Genomic DNA, 19,172 nt, shown 5'->3' with positions numbered 1-19,172 from the left:
ACAGAATCCGGTGGGATCAGGGCTTACGCGCAATGATCACCTGACTCTTGGCCACTACCGCATCCAGGGCCTGTTTGATCTGTGCGCCCCGAGGCGAAGCGAGAATTGCCTGCCAGGTATCGGCCCAGTGATTGAGTAAAGGATGGTCCGCATTGCTGAAGTCCACTTTGGCTTCCCAGAACAGAAGCATCCACATCGACCAGTAAAAACCGTATTGGCTATGGCTGATCACTTCCAGCCCCGCGTCGCTGACCATTGCCTTGAATTGTTCTTCGCTGATGATGCGAATGTGATTGGGCTTCTGAAAGTACTCGGGCGCGGCAATGTCTTTTTGCAGGTCTTCGGAACTTGGATGCGGCACGCTGAGTAGATATAGCGCTCCCGGTTTGCCGACCCGTACCAGTTCGGCAAGAAACTGCGCAGGGTCATCGACGTGCTCGATTACTTCAGTGGAGACCACTCGAGTCGCGGTTTCGTCAGCAATGGGCAACGGGTCGCAATCGGTGACGTGGCACTCAATGCTCCGAGCCGGTGTATCTGCCAGGCGTTGCCGGGTCGCCTCGACCTTGGCCGCGTCGATATCGGCGATGATGATATTCGCCCCGCGCATTGCGCAGAAATGCACGTTACCGCCGTCACCGCAGCCAACGTCCAGCAAGGTGTCTTGCGCGGTGACCGGGAAGCCGGTGAACAGCTCGCCGGTTTGCTGGTTGAACCAGCCACTGAGCATCGCGTCATGCAGGCCGAGCATGTACGGATCGACCTTGTCGGGTGCTGCGGCCAGCGGTGTCGGCTCCGGCATCGGTTGCGCGGGAGGCGTGCCCGCCGCGAGTTTCTTCAACAGTCTCAGCATGAGGTTGCTCCAGAGGATGGGACGGCGTTTGGGGGCAAGCTCAGGCGCTGCACCAGCGATACGCCACGACGGCGCATGGGCATTTCGACAAAGCGATAGTTGAGTTCACTTAAAACCGCGATCAGCCCGAAGGCGATCAACAATGTAGGGATCGGGTGCCCGCCAGGGTTCGGCAAGTTGGCTGCCTGCAAACGAAAGATGCCTTCGCGCACCAGCAGATAAGCCGGGATGTGGATCAGGTAAATCCCGTAGGAACGGCTGCCCACCCAGGTCATCAGGCTTTTGAACAGACAGCCGGGCATCAGGTAGTCACGATTGTAGGAAGCGATCCAGACCAGCAACGCACACAGCAGTGCAATCACGCCAATACGGTAATGAGTGAACGTGAAGCGATCAGTGGCGATGAAACCCAGCACCAGCGACACCGCGAGCAATGCAGCCAGACCAGCCCAGGGACGGCGCAGGAATGTCGGTTCCCAGCGTCGGTAGGAAGGCTGCGCGCTCCAGATGGCCAGCAGCACGCCGAGGGCCAGCGCATCGGTTCTGATCACCATCAATATCGGCGTGCGCAAAGTGAACAGTTGCACCGCCACCAACAGGACTAGCGCCCAGACCAGGTATTTGCGACAGAGCAAAATCAGCAAGGGGAACAGCAGGTAGAACTGCTCCTCCAACGACAGACTCCAGTACACGAAACTGGTGCCATATTCGTAATTGTAAAAGCTGTCGGCGAAGCGAAAGTTGGCGTACTGGGCAATGCCGGCCAGGGTCGCCTGCAGATTCGCCTGCAGGGTGCCGAACGCGCCGGAGCGGTTGAGGAACAGGCACGCCAGCAACATCAGCGCCAGCCATAACCAGGCTGACGGCAACAAACGAAAGGCCCGCCGCAGCCAGAAGTTGCGGGTTTCCTGCCAGTATTCCTGCCGCGTGCTGCAACCTTGCAGCGCCGGGATCAGGCTGCGCGCGATGACGAAGCCGGAGATGGCGAAGAACAAATCAACGCCCCACCACGGCTGCGTGTACAGGGTGATGCGTTGCAGCAGCGGAACACTCGCCGCGAACAGGCTGTCCTGCAAGTGGTGAAACAAAACGCCCAGGACCGCAATGCCGCGAAGCAACTCGATATCCATGATGCGCTTGCTGCTACTCATGGTGTCCTCCTGGACGTGCCCCGGTATCCATCGGTTTGCGGGCAATGATGACCTGGCTCTTGGGCATGAACCGGTCAAGCATCTGCTTGATCGCCAGGCCGTCGGGGTGCGACAGCAAGTCCTGCCAGGTTTTCGCCCAGCTCTCCATCAACGGCGGATACGGCGCCTGGATACGGTCGCGAACCGCGCCACCCACGTCACGTCCGGCAGCCCTCTCGCTCGCCCAGAAAAAGATCATGCCCATCACCCAGAAAAACCCGCTGGCCTGACGATGCTCGATGACCAGGCCCGCCTCCTCCACCATGGTGGCGAACCGTTCGGGGGTGAAAATCTGCACATGATTGGGTGTCTGGAAATAACTGGCGGGAGCGATGCCCTTTTGCAAATGCTCGCCCACCGGTGCTGGAACGCTCAGCAGATACAGCGCCCCGGGACGCCCCATGCGCACCAGTTCAGCCATGAAGGGTTCAGGTTGGTCGATGTGTTCGAGCACTTCCATGCATACGATTTTGCTCGCGCAACCGTCGGCCAGCGGCAGCGGCAAGCTGTTGCTCACCAGTCCCAGACTGGCCTGGTTCGATTGCGCGGCCACTTGGCGGGCCAGGTCACGCACCTTGTCGTGCTCGCTGTCGGTGAAGATCACCGAGGCGCCCTGTCGAACCGCGAACAAGGTCGCCACGCCTTCGCCGCATCCGACATCCAGCAGCGTGTCGTCGGCGTTAATGGCAAAACCCTTGAGCAACTCGCCGGTTTCGCCGAGGAACCAGCCATCGAGTACTGCATCGTGCAAGCCGACGTCTCTGGGCGATACCGGGCTTAGGGGCACGGTCAAAGGCGCCGACGGTGCCGGCCACAGCTTTGCCAACAGACGGCGAATCATGCGCTGGACGCTTGCAAGGTCAGTGCTTTGCGCCGCTCCAGCAGCTGTTCGAAAAACGCCTGCAGGCGCTGTTCGGTGCTGGCCTGACTACAGAAACCCTGAAGTCGGCTGACAGCATGGGCCGACATCCTTTCATACCGCCCGACATCGTTTTTGGCGACGTCGTAGCTGGCCCGGTAGGCGGCGCACAGCGAGTCCCAATCCGTGTTGTAACGCAGGGTACGAAATGCCGCCCGGGGATCGTGCGGCCAGGCGGTCAGTTCTTCTGTCGAGTCGACGATGAACGCGTTGTCACTGTCCACGTAGTCGGCCATCGCTGTGTTCAGCGGCGCAATCGCCGGCTTGCCGCACGACATGAATTCCATCAACGGCAGGCACTGGCCTTCGCCGTAGGAGCAATTGACGACGTAACTGGTGGCCTCTACCAGGCGCTCGTAGTCAAGGTCTGCGAGGTAGCCATGGATCAGCACGATGCGGCACTGATAGGTCTGATTCTTGTAGACGTGGTGCAGCATGTCGTTGAGTGCATCGGCGATGTCATGGTGAGTGAGCTTGAGCACCAGGGTCGCATCGGCCGACTCGCGGAAGGTGCTGCAGAACGCACTGATCATGTCCTTCCAGTTCTTGCGCCCGTCGTAGGGGTTGAAGACCGAGGTGTAGACCACGCCATCAAGCAGCAACTCGCAATCGCGCACCGGGCCATCGAACTCGATCGGAGTGCCTTCGCGCAAGCGCTCCGGTCCGTAGGGGCGCAAATCTGCGGTACGACTGTCGATCATCAGGCCGCGCAGATTCAGGCGAATCGCTTCAGCGACCGGGCGCTTGAGCAAGTGCTCGCCGCGCGCGGCAAAGCGATCCCAGACTGGCGCCGGGATCGCGCTGATCGGATACTCGGGCCCCATTACATCGCGAACGGTTTTTACGGTGAAACTGGAATGAGTGATCGCCATGCCGCTGGCCGCCAGTACCACCCGCCAGTCATGCCGCGGTTCCCCATGCCAGCTTTCAGTGGGGATGGTGCTGAACTCCCAGGCGAACACTGCAATGGTCGGGCAGGCATAGCTGATGGGTGTGCGGTGCGGCGGTGAGAAGGACAGGAACACACAGTCCTCTCCCCTGCTCTGGCAATCGAAATACAGGCGGTCGACCAACTCGTCAGGGTCGCTGACCTCGATCACCTGGCCCAGGCGTTCCAGAACCGGACGAAACTCCTTGAGCACGAAGTAGTAGCTGTACTCGGGCCGGCCCAGATTCTGCTGGATGTTGCTCTTGTTGGTTTCCGAATGAATGATGATCAGCATGCTGCAGTCCCTGTCCTGGCGGCCGCTGACGCAGCGGCGATGACCGGGGCCTGCCCAAAGAACTGCGCCAGGCGCTGCTGGACTGGCATAAAACTGCAGTAGTCGCGCATCCGCTCGCTGGCGGCGTCGGCCATGGCATGCCAGGCCTGGGGGTGGTCTTTGGCCATGGCGTAACTCTGTGCATAAGCGGTTTTCAACGAGCCCCAATCCGGACGATGGCGCAGGGTCCGGTAGAGGATGCGCGCGTCTTCCGGCCAGATCGTCGGCTCGCGACTGGACTTCACTACAAAGGCCACGCGTTCGTCGATGTAATCGCGCATTGCGGTGTGGTCCGGGGCGATAACGGGCCGTGCACACGACATGAATTCCATCAGCGGCAAGCACAGGCCTTCGCAGCGTGATGCGTTGACGTAAAAACTCGCGGCGCCGTACAACTGCGCAAATTCTTCATCCTGCAGATAACCGTGCATGACCACCACCCGACAGGCGAACGGTGACAGTTGCGAGAGCAAGGTCATGAGTTCGACGTAATAGGTGGAGAGGTCGTTCTGAGTCATCTTCAGCACGAGCGTGGCGTCTGGTGCATCGCGCAATGCCCAGCAAAACGCGGTGATCAGATGGTGCCAGTTCTTGCGCCCGTCGTCGGGATTGAACACGCTGACATACACCACGCCACTGACATCGATGGAGACTGTCGTGGTGGTATCGGGCAAAGCGGATGGCGCCGGTTCGACTAGCTCGACCGGCTCGGCAACCTCGGGAGCAACTGGCAGTGGTTGCATTGGCAGTGCCGGCTTGCGAAGCCTGGTTGACAAGGGGCGAACGGCGTCCGGCACCAGATCGCGAGCGGCTTCGCGATACCACAGCAGCAGGTTGTGCTTGAGTGCCCGGTAGACTTCGCGCACGTAATGCCGGGTAATGAATGCACGGCGGCGGATGGTCAATGATGGCGGTGGCGGTGGCGGCTCCGGTACTACTTCCGGCTCAGGCTCGATCTGCGCCACTGACTCTTCAATCGGCGGTCCAAGCAGGCCATCGGCGGACAAGCCCATCACATGGCTGTCGAGGATGCAGCCTTTGATCTGCAGCGTGGCGCCCGGATTTACCGGGGTGCCCGGATAGTGCTGGCGCACCTCGGCAAAGCGTTCCCACAAAGGCGTCGGCAGTACGAGCACAGGGAAATCGGCACCCAGGGTTCGGCGGATGGCTTCGGCTGTATGGGTGGACAAGGTGATCACCCGGCCCAGGCGCGCCAGTGTCTGGCTCCAGTCCTGGCGTGGATCGTTGTCCCAATGCTCGGCAGGAATGGTGTCGAATTCCCAGGCAACCACACACACCATTGGGCATTGAATATCGGTCGGGGTCTTGTGCGGCGGTGCAAACGAAATGAACAGGCTATCCTGCCCCGCTTGCTGCAACTGCCGATAGAGCGGATCCACTTCGGCGCTAGAGGCTACGACATGAACCTGCCCAAGGCTTTCGAACAAGGGTCGATAAGCCTTGAGCACAAAATAGTAACTGTACTCGGGACGGCCGAGACTCTGGCTGATGGAGCTGTCGTTGACGTCGGAGTAGAGAATGAAATTCATGGCATCCCATGGTGAAATCGCCATCCCGGCAACCTCACTCTGTGACGGAGAAGCCACGGATCGGGGCAGCATTTACTAGCCCTCGTCCATCGTCTTCGTGCCCGTCTTCGTTCTTGTTTTAATGGTCAGTTTCTCGCAGTTTCACAACGACGCTGCCGAACCTTGGGTAATCGTGACGAGGGCCATTCTAAACACATCCGTTGAGGATCCGTGAACCGCCCGACGAGAATAAATCGGGCTGCGGGGACCAGAACTGATCAGTCACGGTTGGACCTGTTGAAATTACCGCGCAATTGGCACAGATTGGCAGCCAAACAATTACAACAAATCGTTTCGCCAGTCTTTCGACCCAGTAATCCACCGGGTCTGCCAGACATCTCCGACCAAACTGTGGGGAATGGACGAAAATGTATGACCAAGGGGCTGCTGTTTGAAAAAGCGTCTGTTCGTTACGGGTCTCAGCGGTTTCGTAGGACAACACATCCAATCCCGCCTGCTGGCTGATGCCGCGCAGTGGGAGCTACTGACCGTCCCTGGCCGCTATGATCTCGCAGACCCGCAGAGCCTTGAAGGCCTGTGGCCGGAACTGCCGGATGCGGTCATCCACCTGGCCGGCCAGACCTTCGTACCCGAAGCGTTCCGTGATCCGGCACGCACACTGAACATCAACCTGCTCGGTACGCTGAACCTGCTGCAAGCCCTCAAGGCTCGCGGCTTCACCGGCACGTTCCTGTACGTCAGCTCCGGCGACGTCTACGGCCAGGTCAGCGAAGACCATTTGCCCATCACCGAACTGCAACCGCCCTGCCCTCGCAATCCGTATGCCGTGAGCAAACTCTCCGCGGAGTTCCTGAGTGTGCAATGGGGTTTGAGCGAAGGCTGGCCGGTACTGGTCGCCCGCCCGTTCAACCACATCGGCACTGGCCAGAAAGAAAGTTTTGTCATCGCCAGCGCCGCCCGCCAGATCAATCGCATCAAACAAGGCCTGCAAGCACCGCAACTGGAAGTCGGTGATATCGACGTCACACGCGACTTCCTCGACGTGAGCGACGTGATCTCGGCTTACCTGGCGTTGCTGGAAAAAGGCACACCCGGCCAGGTCTACAACGTGTGCTCGGGGCGCGAGCAAAGCATTCGCAGCCTGATCGAACAGCTGGGTGACCTCGCGCAAGTCGACCTGCAACTGGTTCAAGACCCTGCCCGACTGCGCCGCGCGGATCAGCGCCGGGTATGCGGCAGTCATGCCAGGCTCGCCCAGACCACCGGTTGGGCGCCGCAAATCACTACACAACAAACCCTGCGGGCGATCCTGTCCGACTGGGAGATACGGGTAAGACAAGAATGACAAAAAGTGCACTGATCACAGGGATCACCGGACAGGACGGCGCTTATCTGGCCAAACTGTTGCTCGACAAGGGCTATAGAGTCCACGGCCTGGTTGCGCGGCGCAGCAGCGACGCACGCTGGCGACTGCGCGAAATGGGGGTCGAGGCCGACATCGTTTACCTGGACGGCGACATGGCCGATGCCTGTTCCATCCAGCGCGCAGTGATCAAATCGGCGCCGGACGAGGTCTACAACCTGGCCGCACAGAGTTTTGTTGCAGCCTCCTGGTCGCAACCGGTAACCACCGGCATTGTCGACGGGTTGGGCGTCACGCACCTGCTTGAAGCGATCCACCAGTTCAGCCCGCATACCCGTTTCTACCAAGCATCCACCAGCGAAATGTTTGGCCTGATCCAGGCGGAGCAGCAGGACGAAAATACGCCGTTTTACCCGCGCAGCCCTTACGGCGTGGCCAAGCTCTATGGCCACTGGATCACCGTGAACTATCGCGAGAGCTACAACCTGCACGCCAGCAGCGGCATCCTGTTCAACCACGAATCACCGCTGCGCGGCATCGAATTCGTGACGCGCAAGGTCACCGACGCAGCCGCTCGCATCAAGCTGGGCAAACAGCAGGAACTGCGCCTGGGCAACATCGATGCCAAGCGCGACTGGGGTTTTGCCGGCGACTACGTCGAAGCCATGTGGCTGATGTTGCAACAGGACAAACCCGATGACTTCGTGGTCGCCACGGGGGTAACCACCACGGTGCGCGAAATGTGCCGGATCGCCTTCGAGCACGTCGACCTGAACTACCGTGACTTCGTGAAGATCGACCCGGCGTTTTTCCGCCCGGCCGAAGTTGAAGTGCTGCTCGGCAACCCGGCCAAGGCTCAGCGAGTGCTGGGCTGGAAACCAAAAACCGACCTGGATACCTTGATCCGCATGATGATGGATGCGGACATGAAACGCGTCGCCAAGGAGTAGGCCCATGCTGATTCCCGTGATTCTTTCCGGTGGTGCTGGTACGCGGTTGTGGCCGGTATCGCGAGAAGGCCAGCCGAAACCCTTCATGATGTTGCCGGACGGCCAGTCGTTACTGGGCAAGACCTATCGGCGTGCTGCCGGTTTGCTGGAAGGCTGGGGCGACATCGTGACGGTGACCAATCGCGACTACTACTTCCAGAGTAAGGATCACTATCAGGACGCACAACTGGGCAGGCATCGCGGGCACTTTCTGCTGGAGCCGACGGGGCGCAATACCGCTCCGGCAATCGCGGCGGCCGCCCTCTCGCTGCAGGCACTGCATGGTGACGAAGCGATCATGCTGGTCATGCCCGCCGATCACCTGATCGTCAACGAAGAGGCCCTGAAGCAGGCTGTCGAACATGCGGTGACCCTGGCCCGGTCCGGCCAGCTGGTGACCTTCGGGGTGGTGCCGACCGCACCGGAAACCGGGTTTGGCTACATCGAGACCGGCGCAGCGCTGGACGAAAATGGCGCCGCCCGTGTGCAGCGTTTCGTTGAAAAACCCGACCTGCAGACCGCAACTCATTACCTTGAAAGTGGCAACTTCCTGTGGAATTCCGGGATGTTCTGCTTCTCGGTAGCCACTGTCCTGGCGGAACTGGAAACCCACGCCCCGACACTGCTGGAGCAGGCCAGGACCTGCATGGCAGCCAGTGCGGCAGTGGAAACCGCCGGCGGCCTGCAGCAGGAGCTATCGCCTGCGCTGTTTGGCGAGATCATGGACATTTCCATCGACTACGCGTTGATGGAGCGCTCCGACAAGGTGGTGGTGGTGCCCGCCCGTTTCGACTGGAGCGACATCGGCTCCTGGGGTGCAATCGCCGCCCTGGTGCCCGCGGATGCGCAGCACAACCGTGCGGCAGGCGAAGCCATCTTCATCGACAGTCACCATAACTTCGTGCAGAGCGAAGATCGCCTGGTGGCCACCGTTGGCGTGGAAAACCTGATCATCATCGACACCGCCGACGCGGTCCTGGTGGCTCATGCCGACCGTGCCCAGGATGTGCGCCAGGTGGCCAGGCAACTCAAGGACAAGAAGCACGAAGCCTATCGCCTGCACCGCACGGTCAGCCGGCCATGGGGCACGTACACGGTGCTCGAGGAAGGTCCACGCTTCAAGATCAAACGCATCGTGGTCAAGCCTGGTGCCAAGTTGTCCCTGCAGATGCACCACCACCGCAATGAACACTGGGTGGTGGTCGAAGGCATGGCCAAGGTCACCAATAATGGCACCGGCACTCACCTGGTAGCCAAGAACGAATCGACTTTCATTGCCGCCGGCCACAAGCATCGCCTGGAAAATCCCGGGGTGATCGACCTGGTGATTATTGAAGTGCAGAGCGGCGAATACCTGGGAGAGGACGATATCGTCCGCTTCGAAGATCAATACGGCCGGACGGTTTGAATGCTGCGTAATCTTTACCAATCGTTGTGGAGTTACCGGGGTTTTATCCTCGGCAGCGTCAAAAGAGAGTTTCAGGCGCGTTATCGCAATTCGCTGTTTGGTGCCTTGTGGACCGTGCTCAACCCGCTGTCGATGATCGTGGTCTACACGGTCATCTTCTCCACCATCATGCGCGCCCGCCTGCCGGGTGTGGATGATGGCCTGGCCTACAGCGTTTACCTGTGCGCCGGCCTGCTGACCTGGGGCCTGTTCGCCGAGATCACCACCCGCAGCCAGAGCATGTTTCTGGAAAACGCCAACCTGCTGAAGAAAATCAGCTTCCCGCGCATCTGCCTGCCGGTGATCGTGCTGCTCAATGCCGGGATCAATTTCGCGATCATCCTGGGGTTGTTCCTCGGCTTCCTGCTGATCAGCGGACGGCTTCCGGGCATGGCGTTGCTGGCCCTGATACCGCTGCTGATGCTGCAGGTGATGTTCGCCGCCGGACTGGGGATGATCCTCGGGGTGCTCAATGTGTTCTTCCGCGACGTCGGGCAATTTTTCGGCATCTGCCTGCAATTCTGGTTCTGGCTGACACCGATCGTGTACCCGCTGTCGATCCTGCCGCCGGGCATCCAGCGCGTTATCGAGCTGAACCCGATGACGGCGTTAATGAACAGTTACCAGAACCTGTTCCTCTATAACCAATGGCCGAACTGGAGCTCGCTGCTCCCGCTGCTGGTGATCGGGCTGTTGTTCTGCGTGATGGGGCTGCGGCTTTTCCGCCAGCGTGTTGGTGAAATGGTGGATGAGCTCTGATGGGACATATACGCGTCAGTGGCCTGGGCAAGGCCTACAAGCAATACCCGAATCGCTGGAGCCGGCTGTTCGAATGGCTGGTGCCGTTCTCCCCTACCCGCCATCACTTGCACTGGGTGCTGCAGGGTGTCGACTTCGAGATCCAGCCCGGCGAAGCCGTTGGCATTGTCGGGGTCAACGGCGCTGGCAAAAGTACCCTGTTGAAGATGATCACCGGCACCACCCAGGCCACCTGTGGCGAGATCAAGTTGCAAGGTCGAGTCGCCGCGCTGCTGGAGCTGGGCATGGGTTTCCACCCGGACTTCACCGGGCGCCAGAACACCTTCATGGCGGGCCAGCTGCTCGGCATGCAGGTCGAGGAAATTGAGGCGCTGATGCCGGAAATCGAAAGTTTTGCCGAAATTGGCGAGGCCATCGACCAGCCGGTCCGCACCTATTCAAGCGGCATGCAGATGCGCCTGGCGTTCAGCGTTGCTACGGCGCGCCGTCCGGATATCCTGATCGTCGACGAAGCATTGTCCGTGGGTGACGCCTACTTCCAGCACAAAAGCTTCGACCGCATCCGTAACTTCCGCAAGGCCGGCACCACGCTGCTGATCGTGTCCCACGACCGATCGGCGATCCAGTCGATCTGCGATACCGCCATCCTCCTGGAAAACGGGCGCATGGCCATGCGCGGCAAGCCTGAAGAGGTGATGGACTACTACAACGCGATGCTCGCCCAGCGCGAAGGCCAGACGGTCCGCCAGGAGATGCTTGCCAACGGCCAGGTGCAGACTATTTCCGGTACAGGCGAGGCCGGCATTCTCAGCGTGCGCCTGCTCGATCCAAAGGGCCGCTCGGTGGAAGTGGCCGAGGTCGGGCAGGCGATGGTGCTGGAAGTGCAAGTCGAAGTTCGCCAGGACATCGAGCGGCTGATCCTTGGGTTCATGATCAAGGATCGCCTCGGCCAACCCATGTACGGCATCAATACCCACCGCATCGACAAGGCCCTCACCGACCTGAGCGCCGGCGAGCGGGTCACTTACCGATTCGCTTTCGACATGCGCCTGGGCAAGGGTAATTACTCGGTGGCCCTGAGCCTCTCGCGCCTGGACTCGCACCTGGACCGCAACTTCGAGTGGCGCGACTACGGGCTGGTCTTTCACGTGATCAACAACCGTCGGGAAGACTTCGTCGGCTGTTCGTGGCTCGAGGCCCAAACCAGCATTACCCGCTCCAGCGAGAGCACTATCGAAGCGGCCGCCCCAGAGGAATTGCGATGACCCGACTGCTGGTGGAGTGCACCTACGTTTTTGAACATCCTCACGCCAACTCAGGCATTCAGCGGGTGGTGCGCAACGTCATCCAGCAGCTACCGGCGGCAAATTCCACCCGTGAATGCATTCCCGTGGTGATGGTCAACGGCGCGTTGTTCGAGGTGAAGAGCCTGTCGCCGCTGGAGACGCCGAAACTCGACCTGATGAGCCTGCGGGTGAAGCTCGAACAGATGGCCAACCTGTTCTGGCTGCGCCACCGCACCCTGGAACGACGTCGCCCTTTCAGCGAGTCGAAGTTCGCCCGCCGCGTACTTTACGTGGGGTGCCGCCTCGCCGCGTTCGCCTGCCTGAGCCTGCCAATGCGCGTGCTCGACCGGGTACTCAAAGGTCAGAAGGTGCCTGAGCGTTGTGTGCCGTTGCAGCATCGGGCCGGAGACCAACTGGTGTTGCTGGACTCGTCCTGGCACGCCAATTTCTTTCCCCTGGCCGAGCAGCTAAAGCGTGACGGTGTCGGCATTGTGTCGGTGATCTATGACCTGATTCCCCTGACTCATCCGCAGTTCTGCGACGCGGGCCTGGTGAAAGTGTTCAATGAGTGGTTCGACTGGATCGCCCGCACCGCCGATGGCTACGTGGCGATTTCTACGACTATTCGCGATCAGGTCCGCCAGGAGATGGTGCGCCGGGTTGGCACTGAACAGGTGGCACAACGCTGGTTCGACTATTTCCACCTGGGCTCGGAACTGGACTTGAGCGACGCCCGCTCATCCGTCGATCAAGGCCTGCTGGACATGTTCAAAAAGCCGCAGCCGGTGTTTCTGATGGTCAGCACCATCGAACCGCGCAAGAACCACGCCTACCTGCTGGATGCGTTCGAGCGCGCCTGGGCGGCTGGGTCGCTGGCCCGGTTGTGCATCGTCGGCAAGATTGGCTGGAAGTGCGACGCCCTGGTCGAGCGTATCCGCCGCCATCCCGAATTGAACAAACGGTTGTTCATGTTCAACGACCTGTCGGACAGAAGCCTGGAGCATGCTTACTCCCACGCCACTTCGCTGGTCTTCCCGTCTTACGTCGAAGGGTTTGGCTTGCCGCTGGTGGAAGCCATGCAGCGCGGGCTGCCGGCTATGGCCAGCGACATACCGGTGTTTCGCGAAATTGGCGGTGATTACATGGCCTATTTCGACCTTGCCAAGCCGCAGAGCCTGGCCGACCTGGTGATCGGCATGGAAACCACTGGCGTGTTCCCGGCAGCGCTGAACCTTGACGGCTGGCGCTGGCTGTCCTGGCGTGAAGCGAGCGCGCAACTGGTGGAGCGCATCGAGCGCAACCTGCACAACGTGGCAAAAGTGCCTGAGAGCCAACATGCGAATTGCCCTTAACGCACGCATTCTCCAGGCGCCGAGAACCGGTATCGGGCATTACGTCGCCGAACTGGTAAACGCCCTCGCCCAAGAGCCGGACGTCGATTTGGCATTGTTCCACGGCTGGGGCTGGAGTTCGGCACTTCCCGAAGCCGCGATGCCCGGTTACTCGCGACTGACGCCATTGTTGCGACAAATCCCCGGGGCCTATCAGGCAAGGCGCTGGCTGGAGCAGAAACGGTTCGACCAGCGGCATTCCAAGAGTATCGATCTGTATCACGAGCCGAGCTTGTGGCCGTTGTCGTTCGATGGCCCGACGGTTATCACCCTGCACGACCTGACACATATGCACTATCCCGAAACCCAGCCGGCTGCACGCTTGCGGGAGATCGAGCGGCGCCTGGCCGATGGCGTACAGCAGGCACGCCTGATTCTGACGGACTCACAATGCATTGCCGACGAGGCACAGGACTATTTCGCACTGCCAGCCGAGCGTTTTGTCGTTGCGCCACTCGGTGTGGCCGCGCGATTCCATCCCAGGTCGGACGAGTCCATCGATAAAGTGCTCAAAACTCACGGGGTCGACGCCCGGGAGTATTTCCTGTGCGTCGGCACCCTCGAACCGCGCAAGAACCTGACCCTGGCACTGCGCGCCCATGCGCGACTGCCCGAAGCCATGCGCCAGCGTTTTCCGCTGCTGATCGCCGGCATGGCAGGCTGGCAGCGCGAACAGTTCAACGACGAGTTGCGCTCAGCCCTTGCCGCCGGTCATGTGTGTCTGCTGGGGTATCTGCCTGATGAGGACCTGGCCCAACTGCTGGCCGGCGCCCGGGCGCTGGTCTTCCCGTCCCTGTACGAAGGGTTTGGCCTGCCGGTACTGGAAGCCATGGCCAGTGGTACCCCGGTGATACTCACCCGTGCATCGGCCATGCCCGAAGTTGCCGCCGACGCCGGCAATTACATTCAGCCGGACGATCCCGACTCCTTGCGTGATGCGATGACCCGGCTGATCGAAGACCCGACGCATTGGCAGGCCTGCCGTGCGGCGGGGTTGCATCGAGCCAAGCTTTTTTCCTGGGAGCGTTGCGCGAAGGTCACAGCCCGCGCCTACCGCCAGGCTATGGGAGATTGATATGCGAGTTCTGCACTTTTATAAAACCTATTTGCCCGACTCCATGGGTGGCATCGAACAAGTCATCTTCCAGATGAGCGAAAGCGGCGCCCGTCACGGTGTCGAGAGCACGGTGCTGACGCTGAGCAACAATCCGGCGCCAGGCGTGTTGCAGATCCGCGAACATCAGGTTAATCAGGCCAGGATGGATTTTCAGCTGGCCTCTACGGGCTTTTCCTACAGCGTCTTCAAGCAGTTTCGCGAGCTGGCAGCCGAAGCGGACGTGGTCAATTATCACTTCCCCTGGCCCTTCATGGATCTGGTGCATTTCTGCACGGCCACCAAGAAACCCTGCGTGGTCAGCTATCACTCGGACATCATTCGCCAGCGCCATCTGCTCAGGCTGTATCGGCCCTTGATGCGTCGATTCCTGGACAGTGCCGACCGCATCGTTGCGGCTTCGCCTAACTATTTTCACACCAGCGATGTGCTGAAGGACTACCGCGAGAAGACCAGGGTCATTACCTACGGGCTCGACAAGTCAGGTTATCCACAACATGACGCAGCGCGTACCGAACGCTGGCGCCAGCAGCTGGGCGACAAGTTTTTCCTGTTTGTTGGAGTAATGCGTTATTACAAGGGCCTGCATATCCTGCTGGACGCCATGCAGGGGCTCAATTATCCGGTGGTGATCGTGGGCGCCGGCCCTCTGGAAAAAGAGCTGCATGCCCAGGCGCAGGCCTTGGGTCTGCGCAACCTGCACTTCCTCGGCTTCCTCGGCGACGAGGACAAGGTCACCCTTCTGGAGCTCAGTTACGCGGTGGTCTTCCCGTCTCACCTGCGCTCTGAAGCGTTCGGTATTTCGCTGCTTGAAGGCGCGATGTACGGCAAGCCGATGATCTCCAGCGAGATCGGCACAGGCACCAGCTACATCAATATTCACAATGAGACCGGGCTGGTCGTGCCGCCCAGTAATCCACAGGCGTTTCGTGAGGCGATGCGCACCCTTTGGGAAAACCCGGCGCTGGCGGCGCAAATGGGGGCAAACGCGCAGGCGCGGTATCGGCAGTTGTTTACCGCTGACGAGATGGGGCGCAAGTGGGCGGCTCTGTATGAAGAGCTGTTGGCCGAGAAATCGTTGGCTTACGCATGACCTGGCTGATTGTCGCGTTGTTCATGGCCCTGTGGCCGCTGTGACCCTTGTGATCCTGTGATCCTGCGATCCCTGTGATCCCTGTGATCCCTGTGATCCCTGTAGGAGCTGTCGAGTGCAACGAGGCTGCGATCTTTTGACGTTGGTTGCAGGATCAAAAGATCGCAGCCTCGTTCCACGACACAGCTCCTACAGGTCAAGCACCAAAGGCTGTGATCCCTGCGCCGGCACCGCGCAACAGATCAACACTTGCCCCTCACCGGGAATCTCCGCCGGGGGCTGTGGATAATTAACCTGGCCGCTCACCAGGCGCGTCTTGCAGGTGCCGCATGCCCCCCCCCGGCAACTGAATTCAGGACGCAAGCCGCGACTTTCCGCCAACTCCAGCAAACTGCCACCGTCGGGTTGCCAGCGGGCCTCCTTGGCCGATCGCTGGAACACCACCGGCACCGAGGTAGTCGCCGCCGGCGGTTGGTCGATCACCACGGCATCAGGGTCTAGCTGGCGCCGCAGAGTCGAGGGGCCAAAGGTTTCCGCGTGAATCTGCGCATCGCGAATGTCCAGTTCCCGCAGGCTGTCATACAAACCCTGAGTGAAACCTCCGGGGCCGCACAGGACAAAATCCGGCTGGTCGTAGTCTTCCACTTCAAGGATGTTGTTGAGCAACGCCGTGCTGATCCGTCCGCTCAGATCAAAGTCCTCTCCCTCCAGTAATCCTTCTTCCGGCTGGCTGAGCAAGCGCAGCACCCTTACCGCGTCTCCCGCCGTTTCCAGGAGTTGATCCAGCTCGGCGCGAAATGGCTGGTCGTCGAGAGTGCGCGAACTCTGGAACAACCACGTAGGACGAATGCGCCGGGTGCGCAGGCCTTGATACACCACCTCGCGCAACATCGAGAGCAATGGCGTAATGCCAACGCCCGCCGCGAGCAACACCAACGGCCGTCGCTCGTGGGGCGCCACGGTGAAATGCCCCTGGGGTGCACGAGCTTCCAGGACATCACCGACCTTGAGCTGATCGTGCAGGAACGAAGACACCAGCCCCTCGCGCTTTACGCTGATACGGAAAAAATCGTCGGAGGGTGCGCTCGACAGGCTGTAGGTGCGGATGTGATTTTCACCGCCGATATCAAATCGCAACGGTAAATGCTGACCCGCCTGGAACACCGGTAACCCTGCATCATCCGCTGGTTCGAGATAAATCGAGCGAATGTTGCGGCTTTGCGCTTCGATGCGCACCACTCGCAATGGCCGCCAGCGATCGCCCAACGCCTGGGCCTGCAACCGCGCAGCCGCCTGCTCCCAGGTGCCGGTCATCAGGCTGTTGGGCGAAACTCCGTCGAAGCGCCAGCGCAGAGCCAGAGCTGCCGGGCGACGCACCACGCGCTCTACGTCGAAGGTCCACAACCGTTCGGCACCTTGAAAGGATTCCACCTGTGGGCCATCGAGGATGATTTCAGTGCGACCCGCCAGTTGCAGCAGGTCGCCGGAAGTGAAATCGATGAACAACAGGCCCGCCCGAGGATTGACCAGTAGGTTGCCCAAGGTGTTGAAGTGCAGATTACCGGCAAAATCCGGAATGGTCAGTCGATTGCCATGTACCTGGACGAATCCGGCCTGACCACCGCGATGCGATACGTCGACCGCGCGTTGGCCGTCGATGTCTACATAACTGGCGACGAAGAAGGTGTCGGCACGGGTAATCATGTCCTGGGCCGCGAAATCCAGCGCGCCCAGGCGTTCAGCAATGCGCGACGAAGGTTCTGCCAGCGGCACTGTATGAAACTGACGCAACTGAATGTACTGCGGGCAATTGCCGAAGGACTGGTCAACCGTAACGTCAAATCCTATGGCTGTTTGGTTGCCGATATGGCCATTGAGACGATTCCTGCGCCGGGTGTGCAGCTCGATGCCCAGGAGTCCGATCGCGGCGCCTTGGGTCAATTGCGCCGGGTCATCGGCACCCGGCAGGCTGTCGAATTGCAACACACCGGGCTGCGGGGAGTGGGCAAATCCAGGCGCGCCTTCAAGCACGCTGGCCCACGGATCACCATTTGCATCCACCGCACCGTACAGCATGAATGGCAGTTGCTGATAAAACTGGCGGTGCTGATCCGGCATCTCGCGGCGAATCACCCTGCGTCCGAATGCCTCCATGCGCTCGGCTACTCCGACATGCTCTTGCAACTGTCTTTCGCCGACGTGCCACGGTGAACGTTCCATAACGGCATCTCCCCTGCATCAGGCAGTGGTTTGCAAACCGGCGACGGTACGCGGCATCGGCACAAACCCTGGCAAGGCTTCTACACGCGCCAGCCAGGCGCGCACATTGGCGTAAGCCTCGAGTGATACATTGCCTTCAGGCGCATGGGCGATGTAACTGTAGGCAGCGACATCGGCGATCGTAGGTTCGGTTCCGGCCAGCCATGGGTTATCCGCCAGTTCATGGTCCATAACCTTGAGCAGGTCGTGGGCGCGAGTGATGGCTTCTTCGGCATCGTAGGGCGCACCGAACACTGTGATCAGCCGAGCACGAGCCGGACCAAAAGCAATCTGCCCCGCAGCAACCGACAGCCAGCGTTGCACCCTGGCGGCTGCCACAGGATCCGTCGGCAACCAGCGACCGTTGCCATACTTGTGCGCCAGATAAACCAGAATCGCATTGGAATCGGCGAGGATGACTCCCTGATCATCCAGTACTGGCACTTGCCCGAAAGGATTGAGGGCCAGGTACTCGGGCTGCTTGTGCGCGCCCTTGGCCAGGTCGACGAAGATCAGCTCAGTGGGTAGCTGCAGCAGGGACAGCATCAGCTCGGCGCGATGTGCATGGCCGGAGCGCGGGAAGTTATAGAGTTTGATCGGTTGCATGGTGAACTCCGCAGTTGGGGCGCAGATGAGGAGCTCAGCGCCGAGGAAAGCCATCCTCTACCAATCCACAGATCTATAGAATCACCAGCATCCGCAATCATTTATTTCACTAAGAGCAATAATTCAGCGACGCAGGGACGGATGTTCGCGCAGTTCATTGACTGCAAAATCCACGAAGCCGCGAATGCGCGCCGGTGCCTTACGGCCGCCCTGGTAGACGACATGAATGGGCAGCGGTGGCAGTTCGAACTCCGCGAGCACAACTTCCAGCTCACCTGCCTCGACGTGATTCGCCACTTGGTAGGAAAGCACCCGAGTGAGACCCAGCCCCATGCAAGCCGCACTGATTGCCGCCTGATTAGCCGTCACCGTCAGCCGCGGTTCCAGGCGCACCATCAGCGAATTGCCGGCGTCGAGGAATGGCCAGTTGCGTTGCAGCCCTGTCGCGGAAGTTGCAATGACCGGCACTTGGGCAAGATCCTGCGGGTGTACTGGTCGGCCATTAGCCTGGAGAAAGGACGGCGACGCACAGATGACCCGGCGAACCTCACCCACCCGAATAGCATGCTGATTACTGTCGGCCAGCTCGCCAATGCGCACGGCGACATCAACGCCTTCCTCGACCATGCTGACGACTCGATCAACCAATAAAGCGTTGATGCTGACTTCAGGAAACCGGGTCAGGTAACTCACCATGATCGGTGTGACAAAAAGATCGCCAAACAGGACGGGGGCGGTCACCGTTAACTGCCCACGGGGCTGGGCATGACTGCCCGCCGCCGAATCCTCGGCTTCCTGCACCTCGCCAAGAATTCTCCGACAATCCTCCAGATAACGCTGCCCCGCTTCACTGAGGTGGACGCTTCGGGTGGTGCGCGTGAGCAGCTGCGTGCCGATGCGCTTCTCCAACGCGGCGACTGCGCGAGTGACGCTGGCTGCAGACATACCCAAATGCCGCGCTGCCGCCGAAAAGCCCTGGGCTTGGGCGACGGCGGCGAATACCTGCATTTCCTGGAAGCGGTCCATGGGCGGTCGCTCTTTGTTAAAAGCAAAAGATCGCAGCCTTCGGCAGCTCCTACAAGAGCTCGATG

Annotated in this window: 16 protein-coding genes; 8 read left to right on the top strand and 8 right to left on the bottom strand. The window is 60.3% G+C overall.

Annotated elements, in window-relative coordinates:
- Positions 1 to 16: 16 nt before the first annotated feature.
- Genes AAEZ05_RS14265 through AAEZ05_RS14245 form a run of 5 tightly spaced genes read right to left on the bottom strand, consistent with a single transcriptional unit; the run spans position 17 to position 5,774 of the window.
- The gene (locus AAEZ05_RS14265) at positions 17 to 853 is read right to left on the bottom strand and encodes a class I SAM-dependent methyltransferase (protein ID WP_045060856.1); all 837 of its coding nucleotides are present in this window, start codon (positions 851 to 853) and stop codon (positions 17 to 19) included.
- The gene (locus AAEZ05_RS14260; protein ID WP_350647813.1) at positions 847 to 2,004 is read right to left on the bottom strand and encodes an acyltransferase family protein; all 1,158 of its coding nucleotides are present in this window, start codon (positions 2,002 to 2,004) and stop codon (positions 847 to 849) included. Before AAEZ05_RS14260 ends, AAEZ05_RS14265 begins: the two co-directional genes overlap by 7 nt.
- A complete protein-coding gene (locus tag AAEZ05_RS14255; protein ID WP_205891768.1) occupies positions 1,997 to 2,884 on the bottom strand; it encodes a class I SAM-dependent methyltransferase in 888 nt (295 codons plus the stop codon). Before AAEZ05_RS14255 ends, AAEZ05_RS14260 begins: the two co-directional genes overlap by 8 nt.
- Entirely contained in the window at positions 2,881 to 4,185 is a 1,305-nt protein-coding gene (locus tag AAEZ05_RS14250) for a glycosyltransferase (protein WP_350647811.1), read from the bottom strand. Before AAEZ05_RS14250 ends, AAEZ05_RS14255 begins: the two co-directional genes overlap by 4 nt.
- On the bottom strand, positions 4,179 to 5,774 hold the full coding sequence (locus AAEZ05_RS14245) for a glycosyltransferase (RefSeq protein WP_350647847.1): 1,596 nt from the start codon (positions 5,772 to 5,774) through the stop codon (positions 4,179 to 4,181). The genes AAEZ05_RS14250 and AAEZ05_RS14245 overlap by 7 nt, the downstream gene beginning before the upstream one ends.
- A gap of 430 nt (positions 5,775 to 6,204) precedes the next feature.
- Here AAEZ05_RS14245 and AAEZ05_RS14240 point away from each other — a divergent pair, with 430 nt between their 5' ends.
- Genes AAEZ05_RS14240 through AAEZ05_RS14205 form a run of 8 tightly spaced genes read left to right on the top strand, consistent with a single transcriptional unit; the run spans position 6,205 to position 15,216 of the window.
- Positions 6,205 to 7,119, top strand: a complete 915-nt coding sequence (locus tag AAEZ05_RS14240) for a GDP-mannose 4,6-dehydratase (protein WP_045060860.1) — start codon at positions 6,205 to 6,207, stop codon at positions 7,117 to 7,119.
- Positions 7,116 to 8,087 (top strand): GDP-mannose 4,6-dehydratase, encoded by a 972-nt coding sequence (gene gmd / locus AAEZ05_RS14235; RefSeq protein ID WP_045060861.1) that lies wholly within the window; start codon positions 7,116 to 7,118, stop codon positions 8,085 to 8,087. Before AAEZ05_RS14240 ends, gmd begins: the two co-directional genes overlap by 4 nt.
- A 4-nt stretch (positions 8,088 to 8,091) precedes the next feature.
- The gene (locus AAEZ05_RS14230) at positions 8,092 to 9,534 is read left to right on the top strand and encodes a mannose-1-phosphate guanylyltransferase/mannose-6-phosphate isomerase (protein ID WP_045060862.1); all 1,443 of its coding nucleotides are present in this window, start codon (positions 8,092 to 8,094) and stop codon (positions 9,532 to 9,534) included.
- The gene (locus AAEZ05_RS14225; protein WP_045060863.1) at positions 9,535 to 10,332 is read left to right on the top strand and encodes an ABC transporter permease; all 798 of its coding nucleotides are present in this window, start codon (positions 9,535 to 9,537) and stop codon (positions 10,330 to 10,332) included.
- Positions 10,332 to 11,597: an ABC transporter ATP-binding protein gene (locus AAEZ05_RS14220; RefSeq protein ID WP_045060864.1), complete on the top strand. Its 1,266-nt coding sequence runs from the start codon at positions 10,332 to 10,334 to the stop codon at positions 11,595 to 11,597. Before AAEZ05_RS14225 ends, AAEZ05_RS14220 begins: the two co-directional genes overlap by 1 nt.
- Entirely contained in the window at positions 11,594 to 12,970 is a 1,377-nt protein-coding gene (locus tag AAEZ05_RS14215) for a glycosyltransferase family 4 protein (protein ID WP_045060865.1), read from the top strand. Before AAEZ05_RS14220 ends, AAEZ05_RS14215 begins: the two co-directional genes overlap by 4 nt.
- Positions 12,954 to 14,084 carry a glycosyltransferase family 4 protein gene (locus tag AAEZ05_RS14210; RefSeq protein ID WP_045060866.1) on the top strand — a complete coding sequence of 377 codons (1,131 nt, stop codon included), beginning with the start codon at positions 12,954 to 12,956 and terminating at the stop codon, positions 14,082 to 14,084. Before AAEZ05_RS14215 ends, AAEZ05_RS14210 begins: the two co-directional genes overlap by 17 nt.
- Position 14,085: 1 nt before the next feature.
- Positions 14,086 to 15,216, top strand: coding sequence for a glycosyltransferase family 4 protein (locus tag AAEZ05_RS14205; RefSeq protein ID WP_045060867.1), 1,131 nt, complete (start codon positions 14,086 to 14,088; stop codon positions 15,214 to 15,216).
- Positions 15,217 to 15,405: 189 nt separating this feature from the next.
- Here the strand turns inward: AAEZ05_RS14205 and AAEZ05_RS14200 are convergent, their stop codons facing one another.
- The 3 genes from AAEZ05_RS14200 to AAEZ05_RS14190 all read right to left on the bottom strand — a co-directional run bounded on the left by AAEZ05_RS14200 (position 15,406) and on the right by AAEZ05_RS14190 (position 19,107).
- A complete protein-coding gene (locus tag AAEZ05_RS14200) occupies positions 15,406 to 17,436 on the bottom strand; it encodes a 2Fe-2S iron-sulfur cluster-binding protein (RefSeq protein WP_350647808.1) in 2,031 nt (676 codons plus the stop codon).
- 18 nt (positions 17,437 to 17,454) lie between these two features.
- Complete coding sequence (locus AAEZ05_RS14195; protein WP_045058209.1) at positions 17,455 to 18,081, bottom strand: glutathione S-transferase family protein; 627 nt, start codon at positions 18,079 to 18,081, stop codon at positions 17,455 to 17,457.
- A gap of 123 nt (positions 18,082 to 18,204) precedes the next feature.
- On the bottom strand, positions 18,205 to 19,107 hold the full coding sequence (locus tag AAEZ05_RS14190) for a LysR family transcriptional regulator (RefSeq protein WP_045058207.1): 903 nt from the start codon (positions 19,105 to 19,107) through the stop codon (positions 18,205 to 18,207).
- Between the last annotated feature and the right edge of the window lie 65 nt (positions 19,108 to 19,172).

Source organism: Pseudomonas sp. HY13-MNA-CIBAN-0226 (genome assembly GCF_040310305.1).
GTDB lineage: Bacteria > Pseudomonadota > Gammaproteobacteria > Pseudomonadales > Pseudomonadaceae > Aquipseudomonas > Aquipseudomonas gregormendelii.
The sequence above is the reverse complement of the archived record's forward strand: the minus strand, read 5'-3'. Positions and strand labels throughout refer to the sequence as shown.